This window comes from Nitrospirota bacterium, assembly GCA_035516965.1.
Taxonomy (GTDB): Bacteria; Nitrospirota; UBA9217; order UBA9217; family UBA9217; genus MHEA01.
In genome coordinates, this window is the sequence record DATIZR010000102.1 from 1 (window position 1) to 14,613 (window position 14,613).

The window sequence follows — 14,613 nt, forward strand, 5'->3', positions numbered from 1 at the left end:
TAACACGCGCCTGACGCGCCGCCTTATGGCGCGTCGCTGTCGAGGCGCAGGTTGGCTCCTCGTGTCCTTATAACCCGTGCTTCAGCTTTTGGAGCATGTCGGTCAGTCCCGTTATATCAAAACGCTCTCGGTAGATTAGGCGAAAGATTTCAAGAGAACAGACACCAACCTGTGCAACAGTTTTCACCAGCAAACGAAATGCCATAGTGTCATCAGTGAGGTAGGCGACTTGGAATTGCACACCATCCGCACTTTTCTCCATCCTTAGATTCTGCATGAGGGCACGCTCATTGGGATGGGCTCCATAGTCGATTGTACGATCGTAAAGTGCTTCAACCACAGTGCCTTCAGCAGGGTTAGATGTTTTTAATGAAGCCAGAAGGGCACGGATTTTGAACTCATCTCGGACCTTTTTCTTCGCTTCCGCACTTTCATGACGATTAAGCCAGGTTATTTGAGACGATGGGTTCTTTGATAGGTAGAAGCCATATAGTGAATTTTCAAGCGCAAGTCGCAGGCACGCATAGCCCTCAGGGACTTGACCACTCATTGATAAACTCAGACCTGCAAGGAAAGATGAATGTGACCGCAGCAGGAAGAACGCAGCAAACCAATCTGCGGTGTTGAGCAAGCTATCAATTGCCTTTCTGAAAGCAGTATCTATATCGGACAATCTTCTATACTCATCCCGTAGGTTGTGAAAGGACGCGTAGGCATTGTGTCGGGCATCATCAAGATATTTTGTTAAGTTATCGCTGCCCCATCCAGGAGGTGGTTCGGACAAAGTCATTTTGAATCCTCGGTGGCTGAAATACAGCGTTCAAGGTAAACGACGCGGTAAAACCCTGTCCGTCTTGAGCGCTTCGTTAGCCTTTTTCGGTTTAGAATAAGCGAAACCATGACAACTTTGAACCTATAGCGTCGCCGATCATGATTAAAATAAAATGATCGCCCTGTTTCAGGGTCTTGTATGCCTCTTTATAAGTCTCTTTCAGGCTTTTATTTGTTTCTATATCTCTTTTGAACATCCGTTCAATCAAGCCTTTTATCTTTTTTTCATATTCTGGCTGCGGTATTTCAGCTTCACATTGTTTGCTAAGCTCCATGTCCACAACAAAAGATGGATCTGTTTCAGACCATGCAAGCGTGTAGCGTTGCGCTTTGGATAAGGGGATCCCTTCGCGTTCTGCCTGCTCTATAATCTTGTTTACAAAAAAGGCTTTTGCGGTAGATTCACTATCGACTGGCATATCTGTCCTTTCCTAAGTTTGTCATGGGGCTAACGCGCCGGTAACTCGCCGCAAGGCGAGTCGATGTTGACCGGCTGGTTGTCATCAGTTTCAAAATAGCGACTATCAGGAACAAGCGGGTGTATACCAGTGCGAAGTCTCCCGGAATTGCTTATAGAGGCGTAAGCACGGTTACTGAACCTGAAATAACCAGAGATCATTAAACGCGTCAGAATAATAACCTGTGCGACCTCCGAACAGCCAGAAATTGCCACTTTTGTCAGTCCATGATGCAAAACGTGCGCGCGCGCCAGGGACGTTTAACGGAGAAGCAGTGCCTTGTGTGCCGTAGACGCCTGGCTGATCAACGACATCTGGCCCTCCTATCCAGGTCCAGTTCGTGCCGTCGAATTTCCAAAGATCGTTCAGGTAACCTCCGTTCCCGAGAGAATCGATACCGTACCCGCCAAACAACCAAAAGTTTCCACTGTTGTCGACCGATCCGGGAGCTGATCTTCTGGCACCGGGGATATTGGAGGCAGAAGCAATGCCCTTTGTTCCATAGATTCCTGCTTGCCAAACCCCAATATCTGCACCACTCACCCAAGTCCAGCTCGTACCGTCAAATTTCCAGAGATCATTGAGACCGCCACCGTTGCCTGCGCCATCATAACCGGAGCCGCCGAATAACCAAAGGTTACCGCTCTGATCTGTCCATGCAATGGCGTCGGAGCGCGCACCCGGAACATTTATGGCGGCAGGTATGCCCTTTATCCCGTAAACACCTTTCTGATTTGTTGTATCTGATCCGCTTACCCATGTCCAGTTCGTGCCATCGAATTTCCAGAGATCGTTCAAATAGACGAAGTTTGAATTGCCATTATCATAGTACTCTCCACCGAACAGCCAGAGATTCCCATAGATGTCGGACCACGATGTCGCTCTTAAACGAGACCCGGGAACATTTGCAGGAGAAGCGGTACCCTTTGTCCCGTACACCCCTATCTGATTTGCAGTATCTGATCCACTCACCCAGGTCCAGTTCGTGCCGTCAAACTTCCAAAGATCATTATAACAATTCACGCCACCAATAACCTCGCTTCCGCCGCCAAACAACCATACATTGCCGCTTTTGTCGCACCATAATTCTGAATCGTAGCGCGCTCCAGGAACATTAGAGGCAGCTCCGATGCCCTTTGTCCCGTAGATACCTGCTTGCCATGCCGTATCCGACCCGCTTACCCAGATCCAGTTCGAACCGTCGAATTTCCACAGATCGTTAAGTTCTCCACCCTGTCCCGCGTCGTAACCACTTCCTCCAAACAGCCAGAAATAGCCATTGGTGTCTGTGCACGACATTAAGTGTTCGCGCGCTCCGGGAACATTAGAAGCTGAGGCAATGCCTTTTGTGCCGTAGACGCCTGTCTGATTAACAGTGTCCGATCCGCCCACCCAGGTCCAGGCCAGGGGGTTGCTTGTAACGTCGAGAGTCGTCGACCCCGAGACACTGCTGAACACCGCGCTTATCATCGTAGTTCCGGCAGCATGCCCGTGCGCTTTGCCTGCCGTGTCTATTGGCGCTACAGATGAATTCGAAGAACTCCAGGTTACTGAGGATGAGATGTCATGGGTAGTACTGTCTGAGTATGTTCCCATGGCCGTGAACTGCTCATTCCCGCCTATCCCGACCGATGAAGTAGAAGGAGTTACGGTGATTGAGATCAACCTATTATCAGTAGTAAGCGACGTTGAAGAAGATCTGCAAGCAAACAGGATTATTGATAGCATCGTATAAATCACTGCCCAAAGAAGGCCTGATCTCATTTTGTCTTCCTCCATTGAAAGTACACGCGTGATTTTATGCTTGGACCAAGTAGGCGGCCAGTATTTTCCTGAAGCTAACATGATATTAGTTCTTCGGGATAGAGTAGCATAGACTTGACTGGCCGGTCAATGAATTTAAGAAAAAACTTGACGTAACTGCCTGAAATCGCTAAGTTTGCTTCAAACGACTAATATTCAAATTGTAGTGAAGTTATTTTAGCGTGACTAATATGCAATATCGGAATAGTTGATCTCATAGGCCCTGCCGGCGTCCGCACCTCAATGATCTACACGCACTGCGTTCCGAGCAAAACGATTAAGGAACTCAAAAGCCCTCTCGATTTTTAGTCACCTTCGATTTATAATGCTTCCGATGACTGACCCTGTGGATTTCCCCATCAACGGCGTCCTCGACCTTCACACGTTTCAGCCGAATGAAGTAAAGGACCTGGTGCCGGACTATCTCTCCGCCTGCCGCGAGCGCGGCATCCTTCAGGTGCGCATCATTCACGGAAAAGGGACCGGAACGCTCAGACGAACGGTCGAATCGATCCTCGAAAAGCTGCCTTATGTGAAGTCCTTCCGGATAGCGGGAGAAGACGGCGGCGGGTGGGGTGCGACGATCGTGGAGTTGAGGGAAGAAGACTTATCAACAGCCTCATACTAGTTTAAAATCGAATGTAACTTCTCGAAATGAATAACCCTCAGAAAATGCTAAGACCAATTTATCCGCAGATGCCGCAGATGGACGCAGATTTTAAAACCAGTAATTTCGGCGTGGTTTCATCTGTGAAATCTGCGTAATCTGTGGATAATAAAATATCTGAACTAGATTCTCGCATTCGCGGGAATGACATTTAATAGAATTGTTGATTTACTCCATTGGTTCCGCTCTGTTGTTTCTAAATAAGACCTTTAATAATAATTCTTGCCGAGGCGAGAAGGTAGGATTTGTTCATGCATCTTCTTACTTTCTCATCCCCCTCTCCGTCCCTTCTCCATGCACTCTGTGCGCTCTGTGGCCAAACAGTTTATTAAAATAAAAAAGGCAGGCTAACATCGCCTGCCTTTTGTTTCTGATTTTCTCCGATCTCAGGTATTGCTGCTCCTCGTCGGGATCTTCAATTTCTGCCCTACCCTGAGCAATTTCCCCTTCCGGATGTTGTTCGCTTCCGCGATCCTGTCGATGCTCGTGCGGTAGCGGAGCGCGATCAGGGACAGCGTCTCGCCGCGCCTTACGCGATGAACCACGTATTCCACCTTGGGCGGAGACCACTTCGGCAGGTTATCGATCCCCGCCAGGACCGTCTCCCCCTTGCCGGGCGGAACTTTGAGCGTATAGAGCGTGCTCGGAGTCGCGTCGCGCCGGAGTTCCGGGTTCAAGGCAGAGAGATCCTCAACCGAGATCCCGGTCTGCTCGGCAAAGGCGCTCAGGCGCACGGGCCTCTCGATCATGACGGTTTCATAGGGAAGCGGCTGGTCCGGCTCCTCCAGGGTGAACCCGTACTTTTCCGGCTCCTTTACGATCGCAAGCACCGCGAGGAACCGCGGATAATAACGGGCCGTTTCGCGCGGCAGGCGCTCGTAGAAGTCCCAGAAATTGTCCAGGTAATTGACCTTCTGGTCCCTGATCACCCGCGCCACCGAGCCTTCCCCGCAGTTGTAGGCCGCGAGCACCGTGGCCCAGTCGCCGAACATCTGGTGGAGCTCCTTGAAATAGGCGATCGCGGCCGCCGTCGCCTTGTCAGGGTCGAGCCGCTCGTCGACCCAGGCGTTCCTCTTGAGCCCGAACTTGTATCCCGTCGAGGGGATGAACTGCCAGAGACCGAACGCGCGCGAGCGCGACAGGGCCCTGCTCTTGAACCCGCTCTCGATCAGCGGCAGCCAGGAAAGGTCCTCGGGAAGCCCGGCTTCCTTCAGCGCTTTCACCATATCGCCGCGGTACCGGCCGGAGCGCTTGTAGGATTCCAGAAAGAAGTCCCGCTCCAGCGTCTGGAACGACTGGATCTCGCGCATCACGTGGTCGTTGACGACCATCGGGATCTCGTTATAGCTTCCCTTCACGGCAACCTGGCGGGAGGCGTACATCTCGACGATCCGCTTCGAGATCAGGAACCTGAGATCATCTTTCTGCTGGGTCAGCTTGGTATTGCTCGGATTATTGGGGATCGACAGGATGAGTGCAAAAGCCTGGTCCAGGGATTCGAACGCGTTGTCCAGATCGTTGTCCTCCCAGTACTCCTGGGCGGTCTCGGTCAGTTCCAGCGCAGTGTCGAGGAGGGCCTGGTCGTCGTCATTGATCTCTTTTTTCACGGCAACGCCGGACTTCGCCTGGTCCTGCGGCGCCTGGTCTTTCGCGTGGTCCGCTTCCGGGGCCGCTGAAGTCAGCGAGGGGTTTTCATTGCCCGATGCTTTTTGCACTGCCGAAGCGGCATCCTGAGAAGGGTTGTTTACGTCGGCAACAGGAACTGAAGTGGTTGCGCATCCGGAAAGGAGGAATGAGAGCAGAATGAATGGTGCAGACAGGAAGAAAAGGTTCCGTTTCATGGGCATCACTTTCTTGAATAATAGGAATAATAGATGTATTGCCGCGAATAATAAACGATTGATGACAAAAATGCAAATGAAAAGGGCTTGAACTGCATACGAACTGATCACCGGCACATGGCTGGGGAGGCAGGAGTGCAGCGTGGAAAAAACACCGTCAGGTGTCATTGCGAGGAGAGATTCTTGCGACGCGGCAATCTCGAAGTTCTTGATATTTCTGAAACCGAAGTTACGGGGTGTATCACGGGCCATGAATCGAGATTGCCTCGCTTTCGGCTCGCAAAGACGGCTACAAATACCTTTTCAAACCATCAACCCTTTCCTTTCCAGGCGACAAACTCCATTTCTATGGCCGCGTCCTTCGGCAGGCGCGACACCTCGACCGTGGCGCGGGCAGGGGGATCGGACGGGAAATATTCCGCATAGACCTCGTTCACGGAATTGAAGTCACTCATGTTCTTCAGATAGATGGTGGACTTTACAACAGACAAAAAACTGACGTCTGCCGCAACCAGGATGGCCTGTGCGTTTTCGAGCACCTGCCTGGCCTGTGCTTTACTATCACCCTGGATCACCGCACCGGTCTTTGGATCGATCGGTATCTGTCCGGACAGGAAGACGAAGCCGCCTGCCTCCACAGCCTGGGAATAGGGGCCGATTGCCTGAGGCGCCTTATCGGTTTTAATGATCTTACGACGCATAATGACCTCCATCATTGCATTCATGTATCGCTTGAAGTGCTTAATTTAATGACGCTATTTAAACCGAAAGTAAACCTTTCAATATGTCAAATAACCGGCGGCAGGATGTTTCCCTGTTGAGTTTATTCAACCGGTCATTGCCTGGCGGGAATACGCACTGATGCCCGATTGGGTCGAAGAAGGAAGCGATGAAGCTTCCGGAAATCTCATGAAACGAGAAGGAGGAGAACGCACGGGGGATGCCTCGGGCTGTGGCTGAGGAAGCGGCTGCTTACCCTGATTTCACCCTCTTCACGTCCAGCACCCCCTTGATCGCCCCGATGTTCTTGATGATCGCGTTCAGGTGCTCCACATCCTTGATGTCGATCGTGAAGTTGAGCGTTGCCTGGCTATCCTCGCCGGTAATGACATCGGCGTGGGTGATGTTGGCATTCGTCGAACTGATCGAGGTGGAGACGCTGGCCAGGAGGCCGGGCTTGTCCTCGGTCCTGACGGAGATCTTGACTGCATGCGCCCCGGGCTGGAAATCGCCCCAGGAGACATCAACGAGCCGCTCCTTGTCAAAGGCAAGCTCGGCCACGTTCGAGCAGTCGGCCGTGTGAACGGACACTCCCCTGCCCCGGGTGATGAACCCGACCACCTTGTCCCCGGGAACGGGGTTGCAGCACTTGGAGAGGTGGATCAGCATGTTGTCCATGCCGTCGATCTTCATGCTTCCGCCGGCGGGTTTCCCCGGCTTCAGGGACGGTTTCTTTGCAGGCGGTTCGATGTGCTGTTTGTCGGGGGCCAGCTTGTTCCCCACCATATGAGCGGAGACCTTGCCGTACCCGATGGCCGCCAGCAGGTCGTCGAGCGTGTTGTGCGAAAGGTCGTTGGCGATCTTCAGGAGCTCATCGGATTTGAGCACCTTGGAGGGGCTCAGCTCGTGCTTGCGCAGGTCCTTGTCGAGCAGTTCCTTCCCGAGCAGGATGCTGTGCTTCCGCTCTTCGGTCTTGAGCCACGCCTTGATCCTGGTCCTGGCCTTCGAGGTCTTGACGAACTTGAGCCAGTCCCGGCTCGGCGTGTGGCCGGCCTGGGAGATGATCTCGATCTTGTCCCCGTTCCGGAGCACGTGCTTGAGGGGCACGATCCTGCCGTTCACCTTGGCGCCCACGCACTGGTGGCCGACGTCGGTGTGGACGCTGTAGGCGAAATCCACGGGAGTCGACCCCTGGGGCAGCTCCTTCACGTCCCCGCGGGGGGTGAAAACATACACCACTTCCGGGAACAGGTCCCCCTTGACGGTATCCATGAACTCCCGGGCGTCGGGCAGGTCGCGCTGCCATTCGAGCAGCTGCCGGAGCCAGGCGAACTGCTGCTCATCGCGCTGGCTCACGGCCGACCGTTCCTTGTACCGCCAGTGCGCCGCGATGCCCTCCTCGGCGATGCGGTGCATCTCGTCGGTCCGGATCTGGAATTCTACGCGCTCGCCCTTGGGGCCGATGACGGTGGTGTGGAGCGACTGGTAGAGGTTGGACTTGGGAACGCCGATGAAGTCCTTGAATCTGCCGGGCACCGGCGTCCAGAGCGAGTGGATGAGGCCCAGGATGGCGTAGCAGTTGGTTTTGGTGTCCGTGATGATCCGTATCGCGATCAGGTCGTAGATGTCCTCGAAGGCGATACCCTGTTTCTGCATCTTCGTCCAGATGCTGTAGAAATGCTTCGGCCTTCCCTTCACGTCGCCCTGGTAGCCGTGCTCGGCAAGCTGCCGCTTCATGATCTCGATGAGCTCGTTGATGTAGGTCTCGCGCTCGATGCGGCGCTGGGTGACCTTCTTGACGAGGTCATTGTACGCCTCGGGATTGAGATGCTTGAAGGACAGGTCCTCGAGCTCGGTCTTGATCTTCGAGATGCCGAGCCGGTTGGCGAGGGGCGCGTAAATGTCCAGGGTCTCCTGGGCGATGCGTTTCTGCTTTTCGGGGGAAAGGGATTTCAGCGTGCGCATGTTGTGGAGACGGTCGGCAAGCTTGATCAGGATGACCCGGATGTCGTTGGCCATGGCCACGACCATCTTGCGGAAGTTGTCCGCCTCCCGCTGCTCCCGGCTCTGGAACTCCATCCGGGACAGTTTCGTCATCCCGTCCACGAGCATGGCGACCTCGTCGCCGAAGAGCGATTTGACCTCATCAGGGGTGACCGCCGTGTCCTCGATCGTGTCATGCAGCAGCCCGGCCGCGACCGTCGGGACGTCCAGCTTCAGCCCCGCGAGAATGGCGGCCACCTCGATGGGATGGATCAGGTAGGCCTCCCCCGAGAGGCGCGTCTGCCCCTGATGGGCCTTGGCGGAGTAAATATAGGCCCTCCTGAGCAGGTCCACATCCGCGTCGGGATGGTAGCTCTGGATGCTTTCAACGATGTCTTCGAGACGTACTGCAGGCATTTTTTAACCCTTCGGCCTCACACAAAGCCGATTCTAAAAAAGGCAATAACTTTTCTCGCAGAGGCGCAAAGTTCGCAGAGAAATCAATCTCTCAGGACAACAAGACTTAACGTTTGGTTTTAACCTCTGCGCCCTCCGCGTGCTCTGCGAGAGACGCATTTCCTCAGTTCTTTGAGCCGTGACCTTCCCGGTCCTTTTTGAAATCCCTGATCTCCAGTTCCACGGCCGTGTTCCCGTTCCAGGAATTCGCGCGGGGCGTGAACACGACGGCGAGCCGCTCCCCGTCCCGCACCTGCTTCCCGAGCAGGCGGCCGCGGTTGAAGGCGATGGCGTCCAGGGCTGTCCCGTTTTCCTGTTTGAGCCGGAGCTTCAGGTGGTTGTTCCCGACGATGCGGGAGGATACGACGGACAGTCCGCGGGTCCCCAGCCGCGGCTCGGGATTGCCCTGGCCGAACGGCGCAAGCCGGTCGATCTCCCGGAGCAGGTCCAGGCTCAATTCATCGAGGGTTATCGCCTCGTCGACGATCTGCGTGCGCAGGAAGCCGTCGTTCCCCATCGCGTCCCGCACGAGGGAGCTCAGCCGCTCCCGGAATTCCGGGATCCGCTCCTCGGCGATCGTGAAACCCGCGGCGTATTTGTGGCCGCCGAACCCGAGCAGCAGATCGCCGCACTGCAGCAGCCCGTGGTACAGGTCAAATCCGGGGATGCTTCTCGCCGACCCCTTGCCCACACCGTCCCTGATGCAGACCAGGGCCGTCGGGCGGTAGAACTCCTCGACGATCCGGGAAGCAACGATCCCGATGACTCCCGGGTGCCAGTCCGGAGAAGCAAGCACGAAGGCGCCGATCGATGCAAGGTCCTGCTCCCGGCAGAGACGGCGGGCATCCTCCTGGATGAGCCCCTCGACGGTCTGCCGCTCTTTGTTCACCTCGTCCAAAGCCGACGCGATGGTCAAGGCTTCCTTCGGGGACTCGGTCGTCAGCAGGCGGAACGCCATGTCCGCCCGCTCCAGCCTTCCGCTCGCGTTGATCCGCGGAGCGAGCGCAAACCCCACGTTCCCCGCGCTGATCCTTTTGCCGGCGAGCCCGGCCACTTCTTTCAGGGCCGCGACCCCGGGCCTCACGGTGCCATCCCCGCGAGACAGCCGGTCAAGGCCGTGCTTCACGAACACGCGGTTCTCGCCCGTGATCCGTCCCACATCGGCAATGGTGCCGAGGGTGACCAGGTCCAGGCAGGACTGCATCCGCTCGTCATGGGCATCCGTCTTCAACAGGGCCTGCGCGAGCTTGAACGCGACACCTACCCCGGTCAGCCCCTTCACCCGCTCCCGGATATCGGGGGCCGTATCGGGCGCAAGCAGCCAGGGATGCAGGATCGCGAAGGCGTCGGGGAGGGCGGTTTCCGGAAGAAAAGCGCGGGTTGCCGTGCCCGGCACGGGCCCGTCCGGCTGTGCGATCTCATGATGATCGGTGATGATGAGATCAAGCCCCAGGGAGCGCGCTGCTACGGACTCGCGCATCGCGCTGATGCCGCAGTCAACGGTGATCACCAGCCCGGCGCCGGTAGCCCTGATCGTTTCCAGCGCCCGCGCGTTGAGCCCGTATCCTTCGGATATCCTGTCCGGGATATAATGCCCCACATCGGCGCCCAGGTCCCGAAGCACCAGGTACAGGAGCGAAGCGCCGGTCACCCCGTCCACGTCATAATCGCCGTAGACGACGATCTTTTCGCGGTCCGCCAGCGCCCGCTGGATGCGTCCGACGGCGCGCTCCATCCCGCTGAAGATCGAAGCCGGCGACAAGTGCGAGAGATCGGCAGCAAGGAACAGGCGGGCGGCGGCGGGATCCGTGATACCGCGGTTCACCAGGAGCCTGGCGACGAGAGGGTGAAAACCGTTTTCAGACAGGACCGCAGCCGCGGCCCTGTCTCCTTCTGCCAGGACCCACTTCATGGGTGAAGGCCGGGAAAGCTAACCCTTGTTCTCTTTCTTGCCGGTCTCATCATTCGAGTCAGACAGGCCTTTCTTGAAGCCCTTGATGGCCTTTCCCAGCCCCTCGCCAAGCTGGGGCAGGCGGTTCGCGCCGAATATGACAACGACAATAACCAGGATAACGATCAGCTCCGGCAATCCAAGTCCGAACATGTTACCTCCTCGTATTCCTTGCGCGTATTCAGATTGATGAACGACCGCCGCAGCGGGTCGAAGCGGTCGATTTCCTCTTCCGTAACGTAGCGTGTCCGTTGCCCTGAAAGAACGCTCCCGATCCTCCACTGGTCGCGGCTGATGCTTTCCTCGATAACGCGCAGCAGGCTCCGGCGGTACACGGCGTGGAGCGGCTCGACAAGCTCCCCGAGCTTCGGCACGACGGCATCGTGTCCCTCGGCGAGACCGGCCAGGTACGAAAGGAGCCCGGGGTTCAGGAAAGGCATGTCGCAGGCGACCACGATGTTGCAATCCTGCGAAGACCGGAGCAGGCCCGAATACAGCCCGACGAGCGAACCGCGCCTGTCCTTCACGTCGCCGGTCACTTCAACGTCATAGCGCGCATATGCTTCGGGCGTGTTGGTAACAACGATGATGTGACGGGCAACGGAGCGGAGCGCGCGGATCACGTGCTCGATCATGGGCAGGCCGGCAACGTTGAGGAAGGCCTTGTCCCTGCCCATGCGCCGGCTTTCTCCGCCTGCAAGCACAATTCCGTTCATGTTTAAAAGTACAGCATTTACCAGGGGGTGTCAACTGGGAACTTGGCCTTTTCATGAGGAAAAAAGCGGGAAGAGGCCGAAAAACAGCCTTCGCGCTTCAAACCCGTATAAAGAGCGCCCTGCGCATAAGCGCGGGAAAATCATATTGACAACAACCCATGGCTGTCCTTATAGTGTCAGCACGCGACGGCGGATGAGTGACCGGCAAGCCGCCGTGAGCAGATATTTTCAACCTCAAGGAGATCATGCATGTCATTCCGTTGGACCGTCCCGATCATGTCGTTCCTGCTGATCGGCTCCTGCCTCACAGCCGAGGCAACGGCCGAGAGCAAGCCATCCTATACGAGGACCGTCGAGAACTATCAGATCCCCGATGTGACACTGATCAACCAGGATGGCGCACGAATCAAGCTGAGGGACTACCTTGTCTATGACGGGCCGGTCCTCGTGGATTTTGTTTTTACGACCTGCACCACCATCTGCCCTGTTCTGTCCTCGAATTTCATGAACTTCCAGAAGACGATCATCGCGGAGTCGGGAAAGGCGCGGCTCGTTTCCATCTCGGTAGACCCGGACTTCGACACACCGAAGGAAATGAAAGCCTACCTGAAGCGATACCAGGCAAAGCCGGGATGGGACTTTCTTTCCGGCAGCCGGACGGATATTGACCGGGTGCTCCGGGCCTTCAACGTCTTTACCCGGGATAAGATGGACCACCCCCCGGTCATCCTGCTGAAAGCGCCGACCGACAGCCGCTGGGTCCGGATCTACGGCCTCATCGGCACGAACAAGCTCCTGGTCGAGTACGAGAAGGTGCGGCAATGACGCGGACCTCGCCGGCGTTCCTGAAGATCATTGGCTGCCCTCTCATGACGGGGGTCCTTGCCTTTGTTCTCCTTGCCCACGCAGGAACTGCTGTTGCAGGCACGTCTGCGTCGGCTTCGGTCGCCGGGGTGCCTCCGGAAGAGGCCATGAGATTGGGCGAAAAGATGTATCGCGACGGTATCCTTCCGTCGGGCAAGCCGTTGCAGGCCATCGTCAAGGGCGATGTACCGGTTGCAGGCAGCCAGCTCACCTGCTCGAACTGCCACCAGAGGAGCGGTTTCGGCAGCTCGGAAGGGACAATAAGAACTCCGCCCATCGACGGGACCCGGCTGTATCTGCCGCTGTCCAAGTTCAAGGGCATACCGCTGACAAAACAGGCCACGGAGCTTCAGGCAAATGATCTCTTCCGCCCTGCCTACACGGACGAGACCCTTGCCCGGGCCATGCGGACCGGCGTGGACCCCGCGGGCAGGCAAATGAACACGGCCATGCCGGTGTACGATCTGAACGACCGCGACATGGCAATCATGGTTTTCTACCTCAGGAACCTGTCGTCCGGGCTTGAGCCCGGCGTCACGGATACGAGCCTGCGATTTGCCACGATAATTACCGATGAGGTCAGTCAGGAGGACCGGCAGTCCATGCTCGGCCCCCTGCAGCGCTATATCGGCAACCGGCGCCTGTCAAGGACTTCGGAATTCAGCGTCAGAACGGGGGCCTATCTCCAGGAAGGGACCTCGCGGGGAATGCGGGCCTTATCGCTCGTTGTATGGGAATTGAAAGGGCCTTCCGGGACCTGGCAAGGGCAAATGGAAGAATACTACAAGAAGGCGCCTGTCTTCGCCATTCTGAGCGGTATCACCTACGGAGATTGGGCGCCCGTCCACCGGTTCTGCGAGGACCACAAGGTCCCGTCAGTCTTCCCGATAACGGACTACCCGGTGATCTCGGAGAAGGACTGGTATACGTTCTACCTCTCAAAGGGCCTGTACCAGGAGGGTGAAACATCGGCGAAATATCTCAACTCCCGGGATGATCTTTCGAAGGACATACGCGTTGTGCAGGTATTCCGGAAAAACCGCGCCGGCACCGCCCTCTCGAAGGCCTTTCAGGGCGCCTGGACCGGCCTTGGGCGCCGGCCGGCCGACGATGTTGCCTTGGGAGAAGAGACCCTGACCGCTGACTTCTGGAAGAAGCTGGCAGACAAATACAGGCATACCGTTGTTCTGCTATGGCTGGATGCAAATGACTTTCCCGACCTGGAGAACCTGGTGAAGACAAAGGCCATGCCCGAAATGATCTTTGCCTCATCCAGCCTTCTGGGCCAGCGCCTGTATCTCCTGCCTGAGAAGGCCAGGAAGTCCGTCTATCTCACCTATCCCTACACACTGCCCCAGGACGCCCGGAAATACCGGGAGTCCATCGAAACTTCGCTCAGGAATTTGAACCTGCCAATAACCAACTTGGACATCGAGTTCAAGATGCGCTCCCTCTTTTCAACGCTGACCGGCGCCCTTGCCGCCATGAGAAACTATGTGTACCGGGATTATTTTCTGGAATTGATAGAAAAAACGCCCGATCTTACCGTGGTGCAGGTGCCCTATCCGCGCATGAGCTTCGGCACCGGACAGCGCTATGCTTCGAAGGGCTGCTACGTGGTCCAGCTCTCTGAAGGTCCGAAGCCGGAACTGGTGAAGCGGAGCGAGTGGATCATCTATTGATTCGCCGAACAACCACTGCGCTGCATTCTTATCAATGATCTCATAATTGGCTGTACCGTTTAGTTCGTCATTCCTGCGAAAGCAGGAATCCAGGATCTAAGCGAAAAACCACACCCTGCACTCGCGCTGGGCATGGCCCGTATTCGAGCAACGCGCTCATAAGCACTGGCCACAGGCCCGTAAATGCTGGGTGCAGGCTGAATTCCGGGTCAAGCCCGGAATGACAGCATTGGAGAATGGTTTAAAGACGACAGTGCGATGTCCGTTCCATTATGAGACTGTTAATAAATAACAGGGTCCGGCAACATAAAATTAGAACTTTACGTTGACAAAGAGACATGCAGGTCTTTATAGTATGATCATGAGATGGCAAGCGGTCATTGTTCTGCTGACAATCGTCATTGGCATCGTCGTTCCCCCTGCCTTGCCTCTGATGACCGCTGGTCATGGCGGCAAGGCAACCATCGGGGCGGTGGATGTATGCCACGGCGCCGCCCCTGCCCTGTCAGCACAAGTGGACATGTCCTGCCTGAATGAAAGCCCCTGCAATTTTCGGCCCTGGTCTCAAAGCAAGACCGATCGAACAGTCAGTATCCCAGTAAGACCCCTTTTCATCGCCTTTCAAGACGAACGTCCTCCGC

At 56.1% G+C, this 14,613-nt stretch carries 14 protein-coding genes; 5 read left to right on the forward strand and 9 right to left on the reverse strand.

The features are described from left to right. Positions 1 to 67: 67 nt before the first annotated feature. The 3 genes from VL197_15115 to VL197_15125 form a co-directional block, all read right to left on the reverse strand. Positions 68 to 790: a hypothetical protein gene (locus VL197_15115; GenBank protein ID HUJ19313.1), complete on the reverse strand. Its 723-nt coding sequence runs from the start codon at positions 788 to 790 to the stop codon at positions 68 to 70. 91 nt (positions 791 to 881) lie between these two features. Further along, complete coding sequence (locus VL197_15120; GenBank protein ID HUJ19314.1) at positions 882 to 1,250, reverse strand: hypothetical protein; 369 nt, start codon at positions 1,248 to 1,250, stop codon at positions 882 to 884. Between the two features lie 171 nt (positions 1,251 to 1,421). Beyond that, positions 1,422 to 2,588 (reverse strand): galactose oxidase, encoded by a 1,167-nt coding sequence (locus VL197_15125; protein HUJ19315.1) that lies wholly within the window; start codon positions 2,586 to 2,588, stop codon positions 1,422 to 1,424. A gap of 76 nt (positions 2,589 to 2,664) precedes the next feature. Between VL197_15125 and VL197_15130 the strand changes: the two genes are divergently transcribed. After that, positions 2,665 to 3,024, forward strand: a complete 360-nt coding sequence (locus tag VL197_15130) for a hypothetical protein (GenBank protein ID HUJ19316.1) — start codon at positions 2,665 to 2,667, stop codon at positions 3,022 to 3,024. A 402-nt stretch (positions 3,025 to 3,426) separates the two neighbouring features. Further along, positions 3,427 to 3,720, forward strand: coding sequence for a Smr/MutS family protein (locus tag VL197_15135; GenBank protein HUJ19317.1), 294 nt, complete (start codon positions 3,427 to 3,429; stop codon positions 3,718 to 3,720). A gap of 425 nt (positions 3,721 to 4,145) precedes the next feature. On the opposite strand, the gene VL197_15140 is transcribed toward VL197_15135, so the two are convergent. The 6 genes from VL197_15140 to VL197_15165 all read right to left on the reverse strand — a co-directional run bounded on the left by VL197_15140 (position 4,146) and on the right by VL197_15165 (position 11,426). After that, positions 4,146 to 5,474, reverse strand: a complete 1,329-nt coding sequence (locus tag VL197_15140) for a transglycosylase SLT domain-containing protein (GenBank protein ID HUJ19318.1) — start codon at positions 5,472 to 5,474, stop codon at positions 4,146 to 4,148. Between the two features lie 437 nt (positions 5,475 to 5,911). Further along, complete coding sequence (locus VL197_15145) at positions 5,912 to 6,301, reverse strand: RidA family protein (protein HUJ19319.1); 390 nt, start codon at positions 6,299 to 6,301, stop codon at positions 5,912 to 5,914. A gap of 271 nt (positions 6,302 to 6,572) precedes the next feature. After that, complete coding sequence (locus tag VL197_15150; GenBank protein HUJ19320.1) at positions 6,573 to 8,720, reverse strand: bifunctional (p)ppGpp synthetase/guanosine-3',5'-bis(diphosphate) 3'-pyrophosphohydrolase; 2,148 nt, start codon at positions 8,718 to 8,720, stop codon at positions 6,573 to 6,575. Positions 8,721 to 8,883: 163 nt separating this feature from the next. Next, positions 8,884 to 10,671 (reverse strand): single-stranded-DNA-specific exonuclease RecJ, encoded by a 1,788-nt coding sequence (recJ, locus tag VL197_15155; protein ID HUJ19321.1) that lies wholly within the window; start codon positions 10,669 to 10,671, stop codon positions 8,884 to 8,886. Between the two features lie 18 nt (positions 10,672 to 10,689). Beyond that, positions 10,690 to 10,863 carry a twin-arginine translocase TatA/TatE family subunit gene (gene tatA / locus VL197_15160; GenBank protein HUJ19322.1) on the reverse strand — a complete coding sequence of 58 codons (174 nt, stop codon included), beginning with the start codon at positions 10,861 to 10,863 and terminating at the stop codon, positions 10,690 to 10,692. Continuing rightward, positions 10,836 to 11,426, reverse strand: a complete 591-nt coding sequence (locus tag VL197_15165; GenBank protein ID HUJ19323.1) for a molybdenum cofactor guanylyltransferase — start codon at positions 11,424 to 11,426, stop codon at positions 10,836 to 10,838. The genes tatA and VL197_15165 overlap by 28 nt, the downstream gene beginning before the upstream one ends. 249 nt (positions 11,427 to 11,675) lie before the next feature. Here VL197_15165 and VL197_15170 point away from each other — a divergent pair, with 249 nt between their 5' ends. The 3 genes from VL197_15170 to VL197_15180 all read left to right on the forward strand — a co-directional run. Beyond that, on the forward strand, positions 11,676 to 12,251 hold the full coding sequence (locus tag VL197_15170; protein HUJ19324.1) for an SCO family protein: 576 nt from the start codon (positions 11,676 to 11,678) through the stop codon (positions 12,249 to 12,251). Then, positions 12,248 to 13,972: a c-type cytochrome gene (locus VL197_15175; protein HUJ19325.1), complete on the forward strand. Its 1,725-nt coding sequence runs from the start codon at positions 12,248 to 12,250 to the stop codon at positions 13,970 to 13,972. The genes VL197_15170 and VL197_15175 overlap by 4 nt, the downstream gene beginning before the upstream one ends. 355 nt (positions 13,973 to 14,327) lie before the next feature. Continuing rightward, the coding region (locus VL197_15180; protein HUJ19326.1) for a hypothetical protein at positions 14,328 to 14,613 on the forward strand (286 nt) is incomplete at its 3' end.